A 21,043-nucleotide genomic window follows, 5' to 3' on the forward strand; every position below is an offset into this window, starting at 1 on the left:
TCGCCGGCTGCATCAGGGGTCGAGAAACCGGCTGGCAAAGCGCGGGACCAGAACGCGCGCACAGGGCGGTTTCAATCAATCGAACTGGGAGGAATCGATTTGTCGTGGCGGCGTTGGCATTCGCGCCTACGCCGCTTCGGTGTTTTCGTCGGCGGCCTGCGCAGTCGGCCCGCCAGCCCGAGTATGACCGGCTCCCCTGGGCCCCCCCGATGATCCAACTGCCCCCGTGCGTGCAAAGCATGACGATCCGCATGAGAACGGTCGCCTTGTCGGCGGCCTTCATGCTGGTGGTGTTCCTGCTGGTGACCTGGATGGTCTCGTACCAGATGGTCGGCCATTCCCGGCAGGACCGCAAACAGGTCCAGGCGGTCTATGTGGCCAGCAAGGAAAAGGAATTGCGCCACTACGTCGAACTCGGCCATGCCACGCTGGCTCGCATCGCCCAGGGCAGCGGCGAGGAAGCCGCGCTGCAGCAACAGGTGCTCGCGGCGCTCTCGCGCATGCATTTCGGCAATGACGGCTACTTCTTTGTCTACGACCGCCTCGGCAACGTGCTGCTCAATCCCGGCAGCATGGGCATCGACGGGGTCGATTTCTGCGACCCCGCCGATACCGGCAGCGACCAGGCCAGGATGCTGATCAGCCAGGCGCAAGCCGGCGGCGGCATTGTCCGGTACAACTGGATCAAGCCGTCCTCCCGCACCGAGGCACCCAAGATGTCGTACGTGAGGACCGCCGACAAATGGGGATGGGTGATCGGCGCCGGCCTCTATATGGACGACATCGAGCGCGAACTGGCCGCGTTCGATGCCAATGCCGCGCGCACGCTGCGCGATACGCAGATACGGCTGACCGCCTTCGCGATCGGCTCGGTCATGCTGATCAGCCTGGCCGGACTGGCCTGGAACCTGCGCAACTCGCGCATCTCCGGCGAGAAGCTGCGGCGCCTGGCGCGGCGCGTGGTGAGCTCGCAGGAAGAGGAGCGCGCCCGTGTCGCCCGCGAACTGCATGATGGCGTGGTGCAGGTGCTGGTGTCGTCCAAGTACCTGCTCGAGACCGCACAGGTTCATCTGGAACAGGAGCCCGGCACCGACCCGGACCAGGAGCGCGTGCCAGCGCGCCGCCACGCGCCGCAGGCACTGCTGGCACAAGGCCTGGGCCGGCTGCAGGAAGCCCTGGTCGAGATCCGGCGGGTCTCGCACGGGCTGCATCCGGCCTTGCTGAGCGACCTCGGGCTGGCCGCCGCGCTGCGCATGCTGGTCGAGCAGTTGCGCCCGCAGCGCGCCGTCGAGCTGCGCTTCATCGAGCAGGGCGCCATCCCCGCGCTGTCGCAGGCCCAGCGCACCGCGCTGTTCCGGGTCGCGCAGGAGGCCCTGAACAACGCCCTCACGCACGCGCAGGCCGGCTGGGTCCAGGTCACGCTGGCCGGCAAAGGCCATCACGTCGCGCTGACGATCGAGGACAACGGCCATGGCTTCGACCTGAACAAGGTCCGCGCCGACGGCAAGGGCGGCATCGGCCTGCGCAACATGCGCGAGCGCATCGAAAGCCTGGAAGGCAGCGACTTCGTCGTGCACACCGGCCCCCGCGGCACGCGCGTCGAGGCCCGCCTGCGCCTGCCGCCGCCGGTGCCCGAGACCCGCACCAGGACCCGGCCCGGACGAGGCCTGGGCCATCATTCCCCTGCAAGGAGGCCTGCCGCATGACCCCCAACCTTCGTGTGCTGCTGGTCGATGACCATCCGTTCGTGCTGGACGGCGTCCGCCTTCGCCTGGAGGCCACCGGGGAAATGACGGTGGTGGGCCAGGCGGCGAGCGTGGAGGAAGCCATCATCCTGGCGGGGCGGCATGAGCCGGACCTGGTGGTGTCGGACATCAACATGCCCGATGCCAACGGCCTGCAGCTTGCCACGCGCTTTGCCGAACGCTTTCCCTCGGTGCGCGTGATCGCGCTGTCGATGCACAAGGACCCGGAATACGTGCGGCGCGCCTTTGCCTTAGGCATCGCCGCCTATGTCCTCAAGGAAGCGCCGGCGCACGAGCTGGTGACCGCGATCCGCACCGTCGCGGCCGGCGGGACCTACCTCAACGCCGAGCTGCAGGCCTTCCTGCAGACCGGCGAGCCGCCGCCATCTTCGCGCCGCGCGCTGACCCCAAAGGAAGCCACGGTGCTGAAGCTGCTGGCGGAGGGCCGCTCCAACAAGGAGATCGCCGAGCGGCTCGGCACGTCGGTGCGCACCGTCGAGACGCACCGGCTGCACCTGCGCCGCAAGCTCCAGGTCGGCGGCCGCGCCGAGCTGGTCAAGTACGCGGTCCACTTCTCCGACCTGCACGCGATCCAGCTGGCCGACGCGGCCCTGGCCGCGGACTGCTGACTGCCCATTACCCGTACGATGTGTCCGTGCCTGGTGCGGTTGCACCGGGGCAGGGCGGTGGTGCGCACCATGATTGGAGCGCGCAACGCGCTCTCTGTATTACTGCGTAGGGGAAAGTCGTGCTGCTGTCGCGGCCGTTGTTTGCGTAGACTTTTTTACAGAACAGGCGCCAGGCATGCAGGCACGCAAGCGCAAGCACGCCGCTGCGCCGATCGTGGGACACAACGGGAGAGCACCATGGACGAGCTGAAGCAAAAGCAGAGAGCGGCTGTCGCAACGCCATCGCATCCGGAAGAGCTGGCGACGTGGACGCCCAAGCGGCGCGAATTCCTGCGCATGCTGGCCTACGGGGCCGGCTCGCTGGCGCTGGCGCCGCTGATCAGCGCCTGCTCGGACGACGCCTCGGCGGCATCGTCGGACCTGCGCTCGCAGCTGGCGCAGGATGAAGCCTTCTGGAGCGAGGTGCAGGGCATGTTCGTGCTCAAGCCCGAGAAGGTCTACATGAACATCGGTACCGGCGGCTCGATGCCCAAGGTGGTGCTCGATGTCTTCAGCCAGGAAAACCTGGCCAAGGCCGCCGATTCGTCCAGCGGCTACGGCAACCTGGCGGACCTGCGCGCGGCCGTGGCCAAGGGCTTCGGCGTTGACGGCGATGAAGTGGCATTCTCCGGCAATACCTCGTCGGGCATGTGCCATGCGATCCTCGGCATCAAGTGGGAACCGGGCGACGTGGTGGTCACCACCAACCACGAACACGGCGGCGGCCTGACCCCGCTCAATATCGCGGTGGACCGCTATGGCATCGAGGTCTCGACCATTGCGCTGCCGGTCGGCAACAACCAGACCGCGAGCACCTATGTGCAGCTGTTCGACGAGCGCATCCGCGCGCTCAAGGGGCAGGGCAAGCGGGTACGCGCGATGATGTGGTCGTCGCCCACCTACAAGACCGGCACCATGCTGCCGATCGCCGACCTGATGCAGGTGGTCAAGGCCCACAGCCTGATCAGCATCGTCGACGGTGCGCACCTGCCTGGCATGATGGCGTACGACTACGGCGCGCTGGGCATGGACTTCATGTCCGGTGCCGGCCACAAGTGGCAGTGCGGCCCGGGTTCCACCGGCATCCTGGTGATCCGCAACAAGATGCGCCCGTCCAATCCGCTGCCGCTGCCGGAGTGGTATCCGATCCATACCAGCTCCTACGTCAGGCAGGCGCGCGGCACCTATGACATCGCCGCCACCGTGACCTCCTGCGGCAGCCTGCACGTGCCGATGTTCCGCGCACTGGCCCGCGCCTGCGAGATGTGGGACACCATCGGCAGGAAAAAGATCGAGACCTACGACCTGACCCTGTCGTCGTACCTGAAGGAGAAGATCGTCGAGCGCTGGGGCGTCGAGGCGCTGTACTCGCCCAAGGACGATCCGAAGCTCCTGTCCGCGCTGACCTGCTTCAATCCGTTCCGCAATCGCGATGATGTCATGAACCAGCAAAAGGTGACGATGTTCGTCAACCGCATGCTGAGCGACTTTGCCCCCGGCTTCGTGATCCGCTCGGTGAACTTCGAGGTCATCGGCGCGCCGGCCCAGCACTACGGCGTCCGCATTTCCACGCACCTGTGGCACGACGCGAACGACATCGACCGGCTGGTGGAATCGATGTGGACCCTGTCCGGCGCCATGGCGTAACCGGTCCCGCTTCAACACGACAAGAGTCAAGCCCATGAAACGATCTATCGCTCTGATGGCCGCGGCGCTGTGCGGCGTGGCATCGCTGTCGGCCTGCGCACAGCACGGCGGCACGCTGCGCGCCGTCGCTTCGACCGACGCCCCCAAGGCCATCGGTCCATACTCCCAGGCGGTGCGCGCCGGCAATGTGCTGTACCTTGCCGGCCAGATCCCGATCCATCCGAAGACCGGCGAATTGCTCAAGGATGCCCCCATCGAGGCCCAGACCCGGCTGGTGCTCGACAACCTCAAGGCGGTACTGGCGGCCGACGGCATGACCATGGCCGACGTGGTTTCCACCACCGTCTACATGAAGGACCTGAACGACTTCGGCAAGATGAACGAGGTCTATGGGACCTACTTCAGCGGCGTCGCGCCGGCACGGGCGACGGTGCAGGTCGCGCGCCTGCCGCGCGACGTTGCCGTGGAGATCGGGGCGATCGCGGTCAAGCCCTGAGGTTTTTTGGGGTTCATCGCCAAATTCCGGGCGATGATGCGGATGTGCAGGGATTGATGCGGTTGACTTCGTGGATGCGCCGGCCCTCACCCCCGCCCCTCTCCCGCACGCGGGAGAGGGGAAAAAACATGCGGGCGGAGACAGGCTGGGCTCGCCCGCGACAAGGCCGTGCTAGCGCAGCGACGCACTCGGTGCCAGAGCAGTAGACCTGCGATCGGGAGCGCGCGCAGCGCAGCCGAAGGCGTCCGACCAATAGCGTGATAAGCAGGTTGCCACCGACCTACAGTCGGGTTCGTCCATCCGACCCCGAACGCCAGGCACCTCCAGGTAGCGTCAGCAGACTGGAACCCCCAAACCGCCTGAGCGCAAGTCACCACCGCCGGAGCCACCAACGCCGCCTTAGCCAGCCGCGTGGGCGACGCGCTCTTTGCCTTCTGTCGCTCGGACAGAAAGTAGGTCGCCGGCTGCGCCGGCGAGACAGCCACGCCCGCCAAGCACGACAAACAAGTCAACCTCGGTACCCCAGTTCTACCAACAAGCCCTACCAAGGTTCAGCCTGATACTCCACGGCCACAGGATACGGACAGTGCCAATCCAGCCCCGGCGAGCCTGCCCGCCATGGGGTACAGCGTGATCAACGGCGCGGCGTTCTCGCCTCGCGCCACCGCCCCGACCCTTCACAAAAACTGAACACGCCTTAATCGGCACCATCTTTCGTCTCCACCGGGCCGTGCTTACAGTCGAGCCCACAAGGAGATTCCCCCATGAAAGATGTGCTGGTGATCGGCGGCGGCAATGCCGCGCTGTGCGCCGCGTTGATGGCGCGCGAGGCGGGTGCCTCGGTGCTGCTGCTGGAGGGCTCGCCGCGCGCATGGCGCGGGGGCAATTCGCAGCACACCCGCAACCTGCGCTGCATGCATGAGGCGCCGCAGGATGTGCTGGTCGATGCCTACCCGGAAGAGGAATACTGGCAGGACCTGTTGAAGGTGACGGGCGGCATCACCAACGAGCGCCTGGCGCGCATGACGATCCGGGCATCGTCGCGTTGCCGGGGCTGGATGCGCCGGCACGGCGTCCATTTTCAGCCGCCGCTGTCGGGAGCGCTGCATGTGGCGCGGACCAATGCCTTCTTCATGGGCGGCGGCAAGGCGCTGGTCAACGCCTATTTCCGCAGTGCCGAGGCACTTGGGGTCGAGATCCGCTACGACGCCCGGGTGGTTGCCATCGAGCGCGACGGTGACCGTTTCGTCGCAGCCGTGACCGCTGCCGGCGAACGCATCGAGGCCAGGTCCTGCGTGCTGGCCGCCGGCGGGTTCGAATCCAACCGCGACTGGCTGCGCCAGGCCTGGGGCCGGAACGAACGCGGCGAGTGGCCGTCCGACAACTTCCTGATCCGCGGCACGCGCTTCAACCAGGGCGTGCTGCTGCGCCACATGATCGACGCGGGGGCCGATGCGATCGGCGATCCGACCCAGGCGCACATGGTGGCGATCGACGCGCGCGCTCCGCTCTATGACGGCGGCATCTGCACGCGGATCGACTGTGTCTCGCTCGGCGTGGTCGTCAATCGCGACGGCGAACGATTCTACGATGAGGGCGAGGACTTCTGGCCCAAGCGATACGCCATCTGGGGACGCCTGGTCGCGCAGCAGCCGGGCCAGATCGGCTACTCGATCATCGACCAGAAGGCCATCGGCCGCTTCATGCCGCCGGTCTTTCCGGGCACGAGCGCCGATACGCTCGGCGAACTGGCGCGCAAGCTCGGCGTGCCCGAAGCCAGCTTCGTGCGGACCGTCGAGGCCTTCAACGCCGCGTGCCGGCCCGGCACCTTCGACCACACGGTGCTGGACGACTGCGCCACCGCGGGCATCTCGCCGGCCAAGACGCACTGGGCGCGGCCGCTCGACACGCCGCCCTATATCGGCTACGCGCTGCGCCCCGGCGTGACCTTCACTTACCTGGGCCTCAAGGTCAACGAGTGCGCGCAGGCCCACTTCCATGGCAGGCCCAGCCCGAACCTGTTCGTCGCCGGCGAAATGATGGCCGGCAACGTGCTGGGCAAGGGGTATACCGCAGGCGTCGGCATGGCGATCGGCACGGCGTTTGGCCGCATCGCCGGCGTGAGCGCCGCGCATGCCTGCGGCTTCCGACATCCCGATTTCGATATGGAGCAGTCCCATGCCATCGCTGGCTGAACTGGTCGATCAGGCTCGTGCCGATGCGCAAGGCGTGGGCAGCACTGACCGGCGCGTGATTCCGATCCATCCCGTATTGCCGCTGACGGCTGCCGAAGGCGAAGTCGCGCGCATCCTGCAGATCTGCAATGCCTGCCGCTATTGCGAAGGCTTCTGCGCGGTGTTTCCCGCCATGACGCGGCGGCTCGAGTTCGGCCGGGCCGACGTGCACTATATGGCCAACCTGTGCCACAACTGCGGCGCATGCCTGCACGCCTGCCAGTACGCGCCGCCGCACGAGTTCGCCGTCAATGTCCCGGTGGCGATGGCGCAGGTGCGTGGCCAGACCTACCAGGACTATGCCTGGCCGCCGGCGCTCGGCGCGCTGTACCGGCGTAATGGCCTCACCGTGTCGCTGGCGCTGGCGCTCGGCCTGACGCTGTTCCTGCTGCTGGCCGTGGCGCTCAACGGTACCTTGTGGGGCGGCCCCGCCAGCGGCAATTTCTACGCCCTGTTCCCGCACAACCTGCTGGTGTCGATGTTTGCGCCGGTGTTCGGCTTCGTCGTGCTCGCATTGGCAATGGGCGTGCGCAGGTTCTGGCGCGAAGTCACCCCCGCGACCAGCGGTGCGCCAGTGAACGCGCCGGCGGCGGCGGAAGCGGGGGCCGCGGTGCTGCGGCTGAAATACCTCGACGGCGGCCACGGTGCCGGCTGCAACAATGCCGACGACGCCTTCACGCTTTCGCGCCGGCGCTTCCACCATCTGACCTTCTACGGCTTCCTGCTGTGCTTTGCCGCCACCACCGTGGCCACGATCTATCACTATGCCTTCGGCTGGCACGCGCCATACGAGCTGCCGAGCCTGCCCAAGGTGCTCGGTGCCCTCGGCGGCGCCAGTCTCGCGGTCGGCACCGCAGGGCTCGGCTGGCTCAACCTGCAACGTCACCGCCTGCACCTGGCACAAGACCAGCGGCCGATGGACCTCGGCTTCATCGCCTTGCTGTTCCTGACCGCCACCAGCGGCCTGGCGCTGTGGCTGGGCCGCGCCACGCCGGCGCTGGCGCTGCTCTTGTGCCTGCACCTCGGTGCGGTGATGGCCCTGTTCGCGACCATGCCCTACGGCAAATTCGGCCACGGCGTGTTCCGCAGTGCGGCGCTGCTGCGCCATGCGGTGGAAAAGCGCCGCCCGAACCCGGTCGGGCTGGGGGCGGACTGAGCCGCCGGCCGACAAAAGACCCTTTCCAGAACGACAATACGGAGACCGAATCGATGGACCGTCGACTGATCCTGCGCGCAACCTTGCTGGCCGCGCTCTGTTTTCCCCTGACCCCGGGGCTCGTGCAAGCGCAGCCCATCGCCGGCGGCAAGCCGGTCACGCTGGTGGTGGGCTTCGCTGCCGGCGGCGCTGCCGATGCCGCCGCGCGGCTGATCGCCAAGAAGCTGGCGGACAACCTCGGCCAGCCGGTCGTCGTCGATAACCGCGGCGGCGCCGGCGGCAATATTGCCCACCAGCTGGTGGCCCGCGGTCCGGCGGACGGCAGCATGCTGCTGTTCGGCTCGGTCGGGCCGCTGACCATCGCGCCACACCTGATGAAGCTGCCCTACGATCCGTTCAAGGATCTGGCCCCGGTCTCGGGCGGCGTGAACTTCCCCAATATGCTGGTGGTGCACAAGGGCGCCGGCGTGAACAACCTGGCGGAACTGGTCGCGCTGGCGAAGAAGAAGCCGGGGGCCGTGGACTACGCCTCGACCGGCGCGGGTTCCGCCTCCCACCTTGCCGGGGAACTGTTCAACCAGCGTGCCGGCATCGAGATGGTCCATATTCCCTACAAGGGCGGAGCACCGGCGCTGCAGGATCTGCTTGGCCAGCGCGTGACCTCGTACTTTGCGGCACCGCCGACGGCGATGCCGCAGGTCGAGGCCGGCAAGCTGGTGCCGCTGGCCACCACCGGCCCGGTGCGGCCGGCGTACCTGCCCAACGTGCCCACCGTGGCGGAATCCGGCTATCCCGGCTTCGAGGCGCTGAACTGGTATGCCTTCGTGGCACCGGGCAAGACACCGGCCCCGGTCCTCGATCGCTGGAACCAGGAGATCGTCAGGGTGCTGAACGACGCAGCGGTGAAGGATGCGCTGAACAAGCATGGCCTGACGCCGCAGCCGACCACGCGCCCGGAACTGCTCGCCTTCATGAAGAAAGAGAGCGCCAAGTGGGGCGCGATCGTCCGGGAGCGGAAGATCACCGTAGATTGAGGCCGAGGCTCAGGCCGGGCGGCAGCACCGCCGTCCCGGTCTCAATCCTTGTGCAGCGTCGCGCCAAACCACGCGCCGTCGCGAACCAGGCTGCGCGCGGTATCGGCCAGCACCACCCGCGCCGCCAGGGCCGCAGGAGACAGCTCGTCATCGGAAAGGCTGGCCAGCAGGTTGTGCCGACCCACCTGGGCGTCGGCCACCCGCGCGCGGACCAGCGCCGGATCGAGGCGCGCGGTCGCCGCGCCTGGCTGGATGGTGGCGCCAAAGCCCGCGCGCACCGCATCCATCAGCAGCGACAGGCCGTCGATTTCCGCCACCACGTTCGGCGTCACGCGCACCCGTGCGAAGGCCGCATCGAGCAGGGCGCGCAGACCGTGGGTCGCGCTCGGCAGGATCAGCGGCAGCTGCCCCAGCTGGGCGAGCCGGGCACGCTGGCTACCGGGCAGGCCGGGCAAGCCCGCCGCGCCGAGCACATAGAGCTTTTCGTCGAGCAGCGGCGTCACGCTCCAGCGGCGCGCGGTCTCGGTGCGGAACACGATCGCCAGGTCGAGCCGGCGCGCATTGAGCATCTCGCTCAGATGCCCCGACAGCGCCTCGACCACGTGGACCCGCACGTCGGGATAGCGCGCAGCCATGGCGCGCAGCAGCGGCACGCCCAGCACCGCGGCGGTGGTCGAAGCCAGGCCGATGCTGACGTGGCCGGATAGCCGCGCCTGCTGCGCCGCGCGTACCGCGTCATCGGCGTGGCGCAGCGTCAGCTGTGCCTGCCGCAGGAAGGCAAGTCCGGCATCGGTCGGCACCACGCCCGTGGACTGGCGCTGCAGCAGGCGCGTCGACAGTTCGCGCTCGAGCCTGCTGATCTGCTGGCTGAGCGCTGAGGTCGCGAGTTCCAGTTCGAGCGCTGCCTTGCCGAAGCTGCCGAGTTCGCAGACCTTGGTGAAGTAGCGGAGTTGACGCAGTTCCATGGGGTATTGGATGGCATCGCACCAAGCGATCGCAGCGGCGACCGCTCAGTGGCTGGCCGTCGTACCGTGCGGCATGCCGCGCAATGGTAGCACCTGGCGGGATGGATGCCCGAATGGAAGCACGGGAGGGAACTGCCCGGCGGGCGTTGAAATGGGGTACTTGTCCGCCCGGGATCCGGGCGGGCATTGCCAGCTTCAGTTGTAGCCCAGCACCGCGATCGTGGCGACGTCCGGCCGGTCGTTCGAGTTGTCGGTCAGCACTTCCGTGGGGGGCTTTTGCTTGCCCGTCCGGATCACCCGATGCGGGCCGGGCTGCGGCGCTTGCCGGACAGCGCCAGGCAACGACAGCGGAGACGGGACAATGCTGGTGACGGCGTTCATGGGCGATTCTCGAAAAAAGGTGCGCTGCAGGTTGACGGTGGTTCAGGCGTGGCCGGCGCGGGCAGGGCCATCGTGGGCCTTCTGGGTCCGGCTGCGCTTGATGACGCCGAACACGATCATTACCACCGGAACGATCAACAAGCCTTCGGCCAGTTCGGGATCCACGGGCAGCTTGACGACATGCAATGCCTTCAAGCCCGCTGCCGCGATGGACAACACGTAATACGAGATCGCGGCAACGGACAGCCCCTCGACGGCATGCTGCAGATGCAACTGGTTGCGCGCGGTACGTTCCAGCCCTGCCAGCAGCCTGGTGACGTCGCGCTCCTGCGCCAGGTTGACACGGGTGCGGAGCAGGTCGACCGCGCGCGCGACCCGTGCCGCGATCTGTTCGTGGCGCGACCAGACGCTGCGGCATGTCTCCATGGCGGGACCGAAACGCCGCTCCATGAATTCAGAGATGGTGGGCATGCCTTCGATGCGCTGTTCGCGCAACTCCTGGATGCGCGCCAGCACGATGCGCTCATAGGCGCGCGACGCGCTGAAGCGCCCACTGTGCCCGGACAGCGACTCCACGCGCACGGCCAGCTCGGTGAGCCGGTCCAGCAATCCGGCATCGTCGTCGCCGGCACGGCGTGTGTCCATGGCCCGCATCAGTTCCTGCAGCGAGGCGTGGATCTCGTCGAGCTTGCGCCCCAGGCTGCGGGCAACCGGCAGCGCCAGCAAGGCCATCATGCGATACGTCTCGATCTCGTAGAGCCGTTGCAGCAGCCTGCCGCCCTGTTCCTCGCGGAAGTCCTCGTCGATCGCCAGGATGCGCACGTAGCCGTCGGCGCGCACACTCCAGTCGCCATAGACCTTGCCCCCGCCCAGGACTTCGCTGCCGACCAGGACCGGTCCGTCGAGCCAGTCACGCAAGTTCGCGCTGACGGCGGCCGCCGCCGGTCCTGACAGCAATTCCATCCGCACCGCATGGAAGCGCTTGCCGGCCAGCAAGGTCAGCCAGTCCGCCGGCACGCCATCGATGGCGAGGTCGTTGAAGAAGTCGGTGTCGTCGCGCGGACTGACGAACGTGAAGGTGGAGAACTCGGTGTGGCGCTCCCATTTCAGATGCCAGCCGAACCGGGATTGCACCGCGTGGTGCGTGACCCCTTCCGCGGGCAGCGCCATGCCGGTCTGCTCGCACAAGGTGCGCACCAGATACTCGTGGATGGCAGCATCCTCGTCCGAGTAGATGGCGTAGTGGGTCAGTGACACGCTGCCGCCGAGCCGGAGGAAGGGGCGGGCATGCAGTTCGGCGACGAGGGAGGCGCGTAGCGGGTGATCGACCAGCAGCGAAGCGGCGTTGTTGTCCATGCTCTAGGGGCGGATGCCGGACGCCCGCGCTCAGGGCGCGGCGCCGGCTTGCTGTCCAGGATTCCTTGGTTCTTGCCGGCGAATATCGCATGCCGTTTGCAAGAAGAAAAACGCATAATATTGATTGTTGCGTTCAGTTTCCCTGATAGCCATGAAAATGCTCGACCACGATGTGCTGGCGACGGTGATCGCCGTCGCCGAGACCGGCAACATGACGCGGGCCGCCGAGGCGGTGAACCGTTCGCAATCCGCTGTCAGCATGCAAGTCAAGGCACTGGAGGAAGCGCTGGGCCGGCCGCTGTTCGTGCGGCGGCCGCGCAGCATTGTGCTCACGCATGAGGGCGAAGTGCTGCTGGGCTTCGCCCGGCGCATGCTGGCCCTGCGCGACGAAGCCTGGGCGGCGGTGGTGCGGCCGGAGGTAACCGGCAAGGTGGCGATCGGCGTGCCCGACGACTACGCGTCATCGCTGCTGCCCTCGGTGCTGAAGAAGTTCTCGACGACGTACCCGAAAGTTGAGATCCAGGTGGTCGGCCTGCCCAGCAGCGCGCTCGCGCCACTGGTCAAGGACGGGACCGTCGACCTCGTCTGCGGCACGCGCGTAAAGGGCCTGTCCGGCGACTTCATCCGTCATGAGCCGATGGCATGGGCCGCCATGACCAACGGGCCGCAAGTCTGGGAGGACCGGCCATTGCCCATCGCCGTGTTCATGCCGGGCAGCGTGGCGCGCGAGAACGCGATACGCAGCCTGGATCGCGCACGGATCGCGCATCGGACCTCGTACGAAAGCCCGAGCCTGCTGGGCCTGCTCAGCATGGTCGAGGCCGGCCTGGCGGTCGCCGCGCTGGCCCGCTGCGCGATCCCGTCGCAACTGACCGTGCTTGGCCAGGCCCATGGTCTGCCTGACCTGCCGCCGCTCGAACTGATTCTCGCGCGCAGCGCCAAGTCCAAGCGGCCGCCTTGCGACTTCCTTGCCGAGCAGATCATGACGGATCTGCGAGCAGGGGCGGTGCAGCCATAGCGCCAGCCTCAGAGCACGCGTAATGCCAGGGGTGGCAAGGAGGTACGACGTTTCTATTTAGCCCTGACAGTCCTTGTCCAGGCAAAGTTGAAATGTCCGGTCGCCGGCAAAGCTAAAATGTCCGGTCAGTCTTCAACTTGCTTGGTCAGTTTTCTGGGTGTTCCGTAGGGCGGTGGTGCTGGCCTGACACGGTTGAATCCAGCTCAGGGTGAAGCAGTCATGCCGGCGGAGCGGATTTGAATTCCGGTAGCAAGCTGAGTTCAGTTCTCCGTTCCGTTAAGCGGCCACGGCTGCTGCTGTAAGCGTTGCAGAGCTTCCAACATATCGTTCTGGCCCAGGGAACGCTGGGACTTCTTGCCGGGCGGCCGTCGCGCTTCTCCTGAACGTATTGCGCTATCTGCAACACAGCTCCGAGCCGCTTGTTGTCCACAATCGCGCCCTGATCGATCTCCGATAGGCGAAAACCAGCAGGGTGCAGGCTGGGGCGCGCTCCTCAAACCAGCGGTGATCGCTGCCGTCGATCTGGATCAGTTCGCCATAGCAGGCGTGCCGGTTACGAGGCTGGTAGACCTTCGGCGGCCGCTGTTTGCGCGGCACCCACAGGCCGGCCACCGTCATCAGCCGGCGGATCGTTTCCTTCGCCAGAGTGAGCCCGTGTGCTTCGCGCAGCTTCTCGGCCGCCAGGGTCGGGCCGAAGTCGGCATAGTGTTCCCGGATCAGGCCGAGCGCTGCGGCTTCGCGCTCGCCAGACAGACGGTTGTTGCTGGGTCGGCCGCGCTTGCGCGAGACCAGCCCGGCTGGGCCTTCCAGCCGGTAGCGCTCCAGTAACCGCCGCAGCTGCCGGTCAGTGATCTCCAATCGTTCGGCGGCCACGCCGGGCCGCAACTGACCATCCATGACCGCCTGGACGGTCTTGAGCCTGTCAATCTCGCGCATGCTTACTGTAATGACCTCTGGTCTTGCCATGCCTGGCGTCTCCATTGCATTCAACCGGACAGGCTGAATACCATGGGCAGCGCCTCGGGCGGACATTTCAGTCCTCTAACGTAAAGTTGTCGGCTGAGATTTGGCTTGACTGTTACCCTAGCGGCCTGTCCTTGGAGTACGCGGCACTTTTTCTCCCACGATCTATGTGTGGAAACATGACGTGGAAAAGTAAGAGCAACGTAAAACTGGAGGCAAAAGTAGGGAGGCGCATAAGGTACAAATGCTCGGGAAATATTAATCCGTGATAGCGATGGCCGGCTCCACCGTTAGCGCGATAAGGTCTGCTTCTCCCGCTAGGCCGTAGTAACTAGCAACGTAAGCCGTGTTATAAACTTCACGGACTAAGATGAAACAGCCATGCGGAGTGAGCATTGTTCTACTTTTTGCTGTTGCCAGGCATCTGTTGATACCACCCATCGGAAGATCCAGCATGAGTTCCCGTGACGTCGAAGCTGGACTCCTACGTCGCTGCGCGACCGTTGCACGCGAGCGCACGGGGTCCGCACTGAACCAGCGTGAGGCCAACGTATTCCGGCTGGCCGCTATGGTGGTGCAATCGAGCTTCCCGCGCGAAGCCGCGCGTCTGATGCAGGCGAGCGAGCACTACTTCGCCGCGCATCCCAGCGAACGACTGCCGGCGCAAGACGTGGTGACCAAAGGTTGGGTGGCCAACTTGCCTCGCTTGCGCGACCGGCTCAGTCGCACATTCCGGCACCAATGAGGCCATGGCGCCGTGGATTCCAACTTCATATCCCCCGGCGCTGGCCAACTCTTGCAGCGAAGGTCCCGGGTTCTGACGCGCCAAAACTCTTATGCGCGCATGTACTCTGAGAGCTGTTCGATGATTCTCAGAGGAGTCGGGGTCCTGACCCATGGCTCATTCGGCGGCCGTCAACATTGCAAACGGTTCAGTCGCCTCGTCTGTTTTTGATAAGCGGGTAGCACAATTGAGCGATAGCAACTTGCGCCGCGCAAGGCGTCGCGGCATTGCGCACCTATGGTGTGTGCGCCATCGGATCTGACCGGCATGCCGAACATAACGTGTAAGCTGGCCATCCGCGACATCGCTGCAAGAAGGCGCGAGAGTTCTGCGTCATGGACGAGCAAGCGGCCGGAGTGTGCTCGCCTGAAATGGTCGATTAAGGCGACTGCAAGTAGGCAGACGGTTTCGTGAGCCAGCGCTAGGGAGCGTTCCTTTCAACGACACTCAAGACTGGTTCGCCCAGGTCGGCGAAAGTCGACCGGCCTTTTGCGGCGAACAGGGCAATCAACTCCGATGGGTCCAACACTGCATGCGCTGCGTTGCTAATTTTCGGCTATGGGACTAGCTGAGATGACGCCACCGGTAGCGCTGACGAATGGCAGGGAATATTAGCCAAGCCCTGCAGAACGATAGTCCACGACTGCAGAGCGCGACGAGGGGCGAAGCATCTGAACTTGCCAAGCGTTTGTGTCCAGCAGACCTGCGGCGGTGACAGCTAAATCGTCAAGGGACCTCTCACGACGTGTGACTTCTAAGCTGCAATAGCAGAGCCGGCATCAGAACGCCTACGGGAGAGGTGGTCAGTATGACGTTCCAATTTCCTAGTCGAGTCTGCTTTTCCACACAAATAACAATGTCGCACGCGTGTTCCGCAGGTCACTTTGGTCGCGATTACGGCCGTGGTGGTCAAAAGGCCATATGGCGCGCCGATCACGCAAAAATGCGGCGCATTCGTGCCTTCCGACGCCCGGGCTTATGAGATTTTCTGGAAATGCGTCAAGTTTTCCAACAAAAAGCGAAAAACCGACAGCCATGGATAATAAAAAAATATTTTATTTATATGCCGGCCAAAATGCCCGGAGAAATCCTCCCGTCTTGCGCCTTAAAATCATCTTGGCGAGATTTCTGACTCGCCGATAAAGCTTGCAATTTTTGGGGGGGCGACTATGACAAATACAATTACGAGTCAGTTGCTCGTGCTTGAAAACAGCACGGCGCGAGATCAGTAACGGCTGATCTCGCGCCAAAACCTAAATCGTCCGACACGACGAGGAGAATATTATCGCCTGAAAGAATTCCGGCCAGTGCCGCGTTCGCACTTACCCGAAACATCTCCGCAAGCTTGGATTGACTTTGCTTCATTTTTTCCCGGAAGTCAAGGGGAATGTTTTGCTGCCGCGTAAGGCCTGGTCTCATCCCTCGAAAATATGAGGATCGCGATGAAACACGAGGCACATGTGGTAGTTCTGCCGCGAACAATCGCTGCGCGGCATTATGTTGACTTGCCCGGACGAGGCTTGCGCAACCTTTACGTTTTTGAGTCCCCCAAGAACAATAAACGGTTGGCGGTATTTGGGCAAGTTTGCTTCTGGCACCTGATGTTGGCGGAGGGGAACCCCGAGATTCGCCGATATATCTTGCGCTCAGATTTTGCCGGCAATGCTTCCGCTTCCGACGCCGTGGACGTCCATTTTGTGGGTGAAAAAATTGAGCGCTGGTATTTCAGCCGCCGCGGCTTGCCAAAGGAAGATCAGTGCCCCTATCCAATCATTATTAAGACTGAAGCGCAAATTCGCGCTGCCGGGCTACTTCCGCAAAATTGGAGATTCCTCTGTGCGGCACGTACCCGCGCTCATGGCAAGTATGCAGGCAAAGAGTTATTAGTGCTCGCGGGACTCTTTGAGGACCGCCATACCGTTGCGCTGAGCGAAGTGATCGCTCAGCCGGGCATAGATGTTGCCATTATGCTCGCTGCCGTTGCACAGCAACTGGCAATAGGGATTTTGCGAACCGAGCTCAAGAAGCAATTGTTTTCGCGGCGTTCCTTGCTCTCAAGGGGTGCAGAATGAAATCAGGTGCGAGACGTTCTATGATTCCTGCTGCATTGCAGGATATTGCAGCTTGGCCAGATATCGACGTATCTAACCTAGACGAAAATGCACGTCGTGGCGTAGCACGCAAGAAGGAGGCGATCGCTCTCTACATTGCAGGGTATAGCTTTAAAGCTATTGCAACCGAAACGCTGATTTCTGACGATACCCTTCGTCGTATCATCAAGCGCTGTCTCGCCGTCGCCCCGGATAAACGGATTTTCGGTTTTCGCGCCCTTTATCCAGGGCTTCACGTCGTAACATACAAGCGGTCGAAGTCGGCAGCGCGCAATTTTGTAGGGGGCACAATCTGCTCAAGCGGATATGCAGGCGCCCTGGGGCAGCTATTCGATCGCTTTCCCTGGTTGCGTGAACGAGTCATAAATCAGTTTCTTGGGCGGAATGACGACGGCGAATATGTTGAAGCCAGGAAGTCAATTGCCAATATTCACAAGGAGTTCTTTGAAGAATTGAAGGGAAAACTCAAGCCGAGCGAATGGCCTTTACATACGAAAAATCGTGGATACTCCGCACTTCGGAAGTATTTGCATGCGCTGTTGAAAACCAGACCGACCGCATACATTCGGGAGCGCAGTGGGGAGGAGGCCGCGAGGCACTTGATGATCGGAAGGGGGCATCCACGCTTGATTCAAGCGTGGATGCCGTTTTCGATCTTGGAATTGGATTATGTCCGGCAGGATGCACCCGGGTACATCGAGTTCGAGGACCGCTATGGCCAACTACATCGTTTGCTTGTCGCGCGTTGGTACGTCGGTTTGCTGGCCGATGAGTGCACTGGGGGCGTATGTGGCTATCACGTCGCTTATGAGGCCGAGCCGTCGGCCGATACGGCCCTCCAGACTGTCCTCTCTTCGTTGATGCCGGTAGCACAGGACGACGTCGCGCCATTGATGCGCGATGTTGTACCTGAACACGCCTCACTCCTGCCAAATCTTATTCTCCTCTATGCGCGACAGGGGTGTTGCCTGCTTAAAGTCGACAATGGGTGGGCGAACGTTGCCAATGACTTTGTGAACAATGTCATCGATGTACTCGGTTGCGCTGTCGAGTTCGGCGTTCCGCGCGCCTGGTGGCTCCGACCCTTTATCGAGCGACTCAATGGAAAGCTGGCTGAACGGGGCCTCCATCGACTGCGGTGTACCTATGGCAGTGGTCCGCATGATCCGCGGCGCCACCAGCCAGAGAAGGAGGCAGCGCTGTATACACTGCGTGACAAGGATCTTACGGCAATCCTCGATGCCGTCATCGCAGAGCATCACACCGTGTTTACGCCGGAAAAATTCTTCCGCAGCACCATTCGCGACATATTGGAAGGCTATGCGACACGGCCGGAGCTCGATTGGGTACCACAGCCGTTGCCAATCTCGAGCGAGCCGGAACTACGGCTCCTGATGCATAAGACGGTGGCCACTGTCCGAGGTTCAGTGAAGAAGGGCGTGCGGCCCTACGTTCAATTTGATCGATGCCGCTATACAAATCAGCGACTCTCCTCTGACTTCACGCTGATTGGGCAGAAAGTGGAGCTTCAAGTCCAGCGGATGGACATTCGCAAAGCATGGGCCGTCCTCCTCAGTACTGGACAGGATCTTGGACAACTAAATCCGGACGCCCGCTGGGCCGACTGGAAGTATTCGATTCTGGCTCGGCAAGTCATGAATCGGAAAGCCTTAGCGTGTCCAGCCGAACGAGATCCTCGGGTTGTACATGAGGTTATAAAGGCGAGGCGTCAAGCACTCATCGAACAGAAGCCAAAAAAGCGAAGTAAACGCGAAGCTTTGGAAATCGCCAAACTACAGCGACAGATCGCGTACGACCCAGCGGAGGGATCAACCAGGTCATCTGCCGAGCACGGTAGTAGGGAACCACGGGGGATATTCGGCGAATTTCGCAATACCAGGAGAGACGATGATGTCTGAAGCTATTCTCGATGATATCCGTAGTCGTTTGCAAACCGGTACCCATCCGCTTCTCGCACACGAGAGTAATACTCCATTGTGGACGCCACCGATAAGACAAGCTTATGCGGCATGCAAGCTATGTATCTTGCAGCGTCGAAGCTTTTACATCTCAGAGGTAACGGGAGAGGGGAAAACGTCGCTGTTGCGCGCGCTGAGCGCGCAGTTACCGAGCGATTTTGGTGGTAGCCTCGCAACACTTGATTACTCGGCAGCAAACCGCGAGGTGCCTTCCATACGCGCCTTCTTCATAGAAGTTCTTTGGTCGATAGATCATCCTAAGCTTAGCGGAGAAACCCCTAGGCTCAAAGTGCGCGTGTGCAACAGCCTCGAAGTATTGGCTAGCACGACGTTGTGGAACATGATGGTGCTGCTGTTGGACGAGGCCCAGGCGTTTCTACCTGAAGATTTCGGATTTCTCAAGGACATACATAATAAACTTGTGAAGCGAGGAAGTTCATTGATCGTAGTGACATGTGGAGAGGACCCGGATTTGAAGATGAAGCTGGAATCCATGCAATCACACGGGCCCGCTGGCGCATGTGCTGATCGGTTTGGTCTTCACAGAGTGAGATTGCGCGGTTACAACAAGGAATCACTGCAAGCCTTACTCCACGCGGTTGACGTCAAAACTTGGCCGAAAGAGTCCGGATGCACGTGGGCCCAGTACTTCTTCCCGAAGGCGGTCGCAGAGGGATATCGGCTTGAAAACGACTTGGAAGTCTTTTGGAAATCCTTTGAAAGTCTTGGTCTAGTCAGAGAGATACAGGTTGGAAGTGGGGTAAATAAGAAAATGGAGAGGTACTTGCTGAGTCGGCGAATTTTCGATGCGCTTTCGTACTTTGTCGTTCGCGTTGCGGACGACGATTTCAAAAAAGGTAGCCTGGAAAAAGAGTACTGGGACGCAGCGGTAGCGCATGCCGCCGGTATGATGGATGACTAGCATCTGGTGCTCATTATGGCAACGAACGAAGCGGACAGACAACTGCTGGCTTGGACAGGCGTCCAGTGGGGGCCGCTTCCTTATGAGTCGACGTTATCTTTACTGATGCGATGGGTTCAGCTAAATGACCTAAGCGAGGGCGACTTGACAGTGCTGCATGTCAAACGTTACTGGGGCAGGAGGAGGAAATGCTACTTTGATGCGTCCAATGTACTAGCCGCGGCACTGGAGAATGCTGGGGTCATTCTGCAGCGCCCGGTCGAGGAAGCGAGCGTCATGACCGGGCGCGCGGCCTGCCTCTTGGGTGCGTTGTTTTCGTCGATGCTGAGGATATGTCCGTTGTGTTTGGAGTGTGGCTACCACAGCTTTTGGTTTCAATGCGTTGCGCTTCCCTTGTGTCCGATCCACGCGGTACCGTTGACGTCTCGTTGTCAAAATTGTGGTTGCGCACTACCAGGCGTGATTGATGCCTGCAACACGTCGAATCCCTATTACTGCAAACGTTGCCGATCGCCGATCTCCGGCGGGGAGTTTTTACCTCTCATGCATTGTGAATTCCGAGACCACGAAGCAGAACTTCACCGAAGGTTCGAGAGCCTATTGGCCTGGGCAAACAGCCTACATCTGGCTCATGCTGACGTTGGGTCTGCGTATGCAGAGATTTGCAGCTATTGGGAGAGGCGCGAAGCGCTTGCCTACGCGCTATGCGCTCGTCTTTCGGCTTCCCTCCCGCCAAGCCTTGAGAGCTCTAAGCACTATGTATCGATACTCAGTTGGTGTTTGCGCCGAGATGGGACACTATTGTTTCAATCAAGGCGTCGGAGGGATGAGCGGCGGTACGTCGATCTCGTGTATCGGGCTACGCTACGAATGCTGGCGAAATGGCTGCTAGTACAAACGGCGCCTTGTACCGAGCGACACTGTTCAAGGGTGTGGCGGGACGGTAGACTGCTACGAATTGAATCGCAAGATCATCACGTTGCAGCTCTTCATGTTCTCCGCTATTTTTTTGATGGAGGGCCGTCTTTGGGGAACTACTCATTGACGGACGATGTTCGTCATGTATGGGCGGAGAAGGGCGTGCAAGGTTTGCTCCGTAGTAGCCTTTGCCGATTATCTGTGCGGGCCGTGACGCTCTGCCTCTATGCGACCATCGTAAAAATCCTCAAGCGCGGAAAACCCATCGTGTTTGACAGCTTTCTGATCGAAATCGTAGAAAATGCGTGTGTCGCGGATTTCGGGAGTGACGAGTACTGCCACGGATTTGTAGCCTTCGAAAGCGTGGCGGGCATGCCGATAAACCCGTTTCATCGGTTGTCATATTGAGGAATGGTGGTCTAGATTCCTCAGATAAAATGATAGAAAGACAACTGGGAATCGACGAAGAGGTGCCACGGAAGTACAAGGACAAAAAATGCCGCCGCTTGGGCGACACAGTTGCGCCAGTGCACTCTCGTGCTGCGCAACACATCGCCGAAGGGTCAAACCACACTCCATTGATAAGGTGCGCTGATCTCGCCCTGGAGCGCTGTCGCCCACGCTCAACTGTCCGCAGCCGTCACATCCAACAGAATATGTTGCCTG

The 21,043-nt window shown here is 62.5% G+C and carries 16 protein-coding genes and 1 pseudogene; 13 read left to right on the forward strand and 4 right to left on the reverse strand.

All coding sequences use genetic code 11. The features are described 5' to 3' along the window. Positions 1 to 251: 251 nt before the first annotated feature. From CBM2586_RS23115 to CBM2586_RS23145, 7 genes are all read left to right on the forward strand, one after another. On the forward strand, positions 252 to 1,706 hold the full coding sequence (locus tag CBM2586_RS23115; protein ID WP_240988004.1) for a cache domain-containing protein: 1,455 nt from the start codon (positions 252 to 254) through the stop codon (positions 1,704 to 1,706). After that, the gene (locus tag CBM2586_RS23120; RefSeq protein WP_115690009.1) at positions 1,703 to 2,374 is read left to right on the forward strand and encodes a response regulator; all 672 of its coding nucleotides are present in this window, start codon (positions 1,703 to 1,705) and stop codon (positions 2,372 to 2,374) included. The genes CBM2586_RS23115 and CBM2586_RS23120 overlap by 4 nt, the downstream gene beginning before the upstream one ends. A 237-nt stretch (positions 2,375 to 2,611) precedes the next feature. Continuing rightward, a complete protein-coding gene (locus CBM2586_RS23125) occupies positions 2,612 to 4,060 on the forward strand; it encodes an aminotransferase class V-fold PLP-dependent enzyme (RefSeq protein WP_115690011.1) in 1,449 nt (482 codons plus the stop codon). 34 nt (positions 4,061 to 4,094) lie between these two features. After that, positions 4,095 to 4,556, forward strand: coding sequence for a RidA family protein (locus CBM2586_RS23130; protein WP_115664449.1), 462 nt, complete (start codon positions 4,095 to 4,097; stop codon positions 4,554 to 4,556). A 764-nt stretch (positions 4,557 to 5,320) separates the two neighbouring features. After that, positions 5,321 to 6,751: an FAD-dependent tricarballylate dehydrogenase TcuA gene (gene tcuA / locus CBM2586_RS23135; protein WP_115690013.1), complete on the forward strand. Its 1,431-nt coding sequence runs from the start codon at positions 5,321 to 5,323 to the stop codon at positions 6,749 to 6,751. After that, a complete protein-coding gene (gene tcuB, locus CBM2586_RS23140) occupies positions 6,735 to 7,946 on the forward strand; it encodes a tricarballylate utilization 4Fe-4S protein TcuB (protein ID WP_115690015.1) in 1,212 nt (403 codons plus the stop codon). Before tcuA ends, tcuB begins: the two co-directional genes overlap by 17 nt. 53 nt (positions 7,947 to 7,999) lie before the next feature. Next, a complete protein-coding gene (locus tag CBM2586_RS23145) occupies positions 8,000 to 8,980 on the forward strand; it encodes a Bug family tripartite tricarboxylate transporter substrate binding protein (protein ID WP_115664444.1) in 981 nt (326 codons plus the stop codon). Positions 8,981 to 9,021: 41 nt separating this feature from the next. Here CBM2586_RS23145 and CBM2586_RS23150 read toward each other — a convergent pair whose 3' ends face one another. The 3 genes from CBM2586_RS23150 to CBM2586_RS23160 all read right to left on the reverse strand — a co-directional run bounded on the left by CBM2586_RS23150 (position 9,022) and on the right by CBM2586_RS23160 (position 11,658). Next, the gene (locus CBM2586_RS23150; protein WP_115664442.1) at positions 9,022 to 9,945 is read right to left on the reverse strand and encodes a LysR family transcriptional regulator; all 924 of its coding nucleotides are present in this window, start codon (positions 9,943 to 9,945) and stop codon (positions 9,022 to 9,024) included. Between the two features lie 195 nt (positions 9,946 to 10,140). Then, complete coding sequence (locus CBM2586_RS23155) at positions 10,141 to 10,326, reverse strand: hypothetical protein (protein WP_115664439.1); 186 nt, start codon at positions 10,324 to 10,326, stop codon at positions 10,141 to 10,143. A gap of 42 nt (positions 10,327 to 10,368) precedes the next feature. After that, positions 10,369 to 11,658: a DUF3422 family protein gene (locus tag CBM2586_RS23160; protein ID WP_115691432.1), complete on the reverse strand. Its 1,290-nt coding sequence runs from the start codon at positions 11,656 to 11,658 to the stop codon at positions 10,369 to 10,371. 175 nt (positions 11,659 to 11,833) lie between these two features. On the opposite strand from CBM2586_RS23160, the gene CBM2586_RS23165 reads away from it, so the two are divergent. Beyond that, positions 11,834 to 12,700 carry a LysR family transcriptional regulator gene (locus CBM2586_RS23165; protein WP_115690017.1) on the forward strand — a complete coding sequence of 289 codons (867 nt, stop codon included), beginning with the start codon at positions 11,834 to 11,836 and terminating at the stop codon, positions 12,698 to 12,700. Positions 12,701 to 13,159: 459 nt separating this feature from the next. Here CBM2586_RS23165 and CBM2586_RS23170 read toward each other — a convergent pair. Further along, positions 13,160 to 13,636, reverse strand: a pseudogene (locus CBM2586_RS23170) (helix-turn-helix domain-containing protein); the annotation flags it as partial. 481 nt (positions 13,637 to 14,117) lie between these two features. Here CBM2586_RS23170 and CBM2586_RS23175 point away from each other — a divergent pair. The 5 genes from CBM2586_RS23175 (at position 14,118) to CBM2586_RS23195 (ending at position 20,785) form a co-directional block, all read left to right on the forward strand. Beyond that, positions 14,118 to 14,408, forward strand: coding sequence for a hypothetical protein (locus CBM2586_RS23175; RefSeq protein WP_115690019.1), 291 nt, complete (start codon positions 14,118 to 14,120; stop codon positions 14,406 to 14,408). A gap of 1,481 nt (positions 14,409 to 15,889) precedes the next feature. Next, positions 15,890 to 16,519, forward strand: coding sequence for a hypothetical protein (locus CBM2586_RS23180; RefSeq protein WP_145987439.1), 630 nt, complete (start codon positions 15,890 to 15,892; stop codon positions 16,517 to 16,519). Positions 16,520 to 16,539: 20 nt separating this feature from the next. Next, positions 16,540 to 18,477 carry a helix-turn-helix domain-containing protein gene (locus CBM2586_RS23185; RefSeq protein WP_145987440.1) on the forward strand — a complete coding sequence of 646 codons (1,938 nt, stop codon included), beginning with the start codon at positions 16,540 to 16,542 and terminating at the stop codon, positions 18,475 to 18,477. Then, positions 18,467 to 19,459 carry an ATP-binding protein gene (locus CBM2586_RS23190; protein WP_145987441.1) on the forward strand — a complete coding sequence of 331 codons (993 nt, stop codon included), beginning with the start codon at positions 18,467 to 18,469 and terminating at the stop codon, positions 19,457 to 19,459. Before CBM2586_RS23185 ends, CBM2586_RS23190 begins: the two co-directional genes overlap by 11 nt. A gap of 1,080 nt (positions 19,460 to 20,539) precedes the next feature. Beyond that, entirely contained in the window at positions 20,540 to 20,785 is a 246-nt protein-coding gene (locus CBM2586_RS23195) for a hypothetical protein (protein WP_145987442.1), read from the forward strand. Positions 20,786 to 21,043 lie beyond the last annotated feature (258 nt).

Origin of the sequence: Cupriavidus taiwanensis, assembly GCF_900250115.1 — a bacterium.
Taxonomy (GTDB): Bacteria; Pseudomonadota; Gammaproteobacteria; order Burkholderiales; family Burkholderiaceae; genus Cupriavidus; species Cupriavidus taiwanensis_B.

Coding starts and splice junctions, on each gene's coding strand:
- CBM2586_RS23185 (WP_145987440.1), top strand. CDS start 16,540: ATGATTCCTGCTGCATTGCAGGATATTGCAGCTTGGCCAGATATCGAC.
- CBM2586_RS23165 (WP_115690017.1), top strand. CDS start 11,834: ATGAAAATGCTCGACCACGATGTGCTGGCGACGGTGATCGCCGTCGCC.
- CBM2586_RS23115 (WP_240988004.1), top strand. CDS start 252: ATGAGAACGGTCGCCTTGTCGGCGGCCTTCATGCTGGTGGTGTTCCTG.
- CBM2586_RS23180 (WP_145987439.1), top strand. CDS start 15,890: ATGAAACACGAGGCACATGTGGTAGTTCTGCCGCGAACAATCGCTGCG.
- tcuA (WP_115690013.1), top strand. CDS start 5,321: ATGAAAGATGTGCTGGTGATCGGCGGCGGCAATGCCGCGCTGTGCGCC.
- CBM2586_RS23145 (WP_115664444.1), top strand. CDS start 8,000: ATGGACCGTCGACTGATCCTGCGCGCAACCTTGCTGGCCGCGCTCTGT.
- CBM2586_RS23150 (WP_115664442.1), bottom strand. CDS start 9,945: ATGGAACTGCGTCAACTCCGCTACTTCACCAAGGTCTGCGAACTCGGC.
- CBM2586_RS23190 (WP_145987441.1), top strand. CDS start 18,467: ATGATGTCTGAAGCTATTCTCGATGATATCCGTAGTCGTTTGCAAACC.
- CBM2586_RS23120 (WP_115690009.1), top strand. CDS start 1,703: ATGACCCCCAACCTTCGTGTGCTGCTGGTCGATGACCATCCGTTCGTG.
- CBM2586_RS23175 (WP_115690019.1), top strand. CDS start 14,118: ATGAGTTCCCGTGACGTCGAAGCTGGACTCCTACGTCGCTGCGCGACC.
- CBM2586_RS23130 (WP_115664449.1), top strand. CDS start 4,095: ATGAAACGATCTATCGCTCTGATGGCCGCGGCGCTGTGCGGCGTGGCA.
- tcuB (WP_115690015.1), top strand. CDS start 6,735: ATGCCATCGCTGGCTGAACTGGTCGATCAGGCTCGTGCCGATGCGCAA.
- CBM2586_RS23155 (WP_115664439.1), bottom strand. CDS start 10,326: ATGAACGCCGTCACCAGCATTGTCCCGTCTCCGCTGTCGTTGCCTGGC.
- CBM2586_RS23125 (WP_115690011.1), top strand. CDS start 2,612: ATGGACGAGCTGAAGCAAAAGCAGAGAGCGGCTGTCGCAACGCCATCG.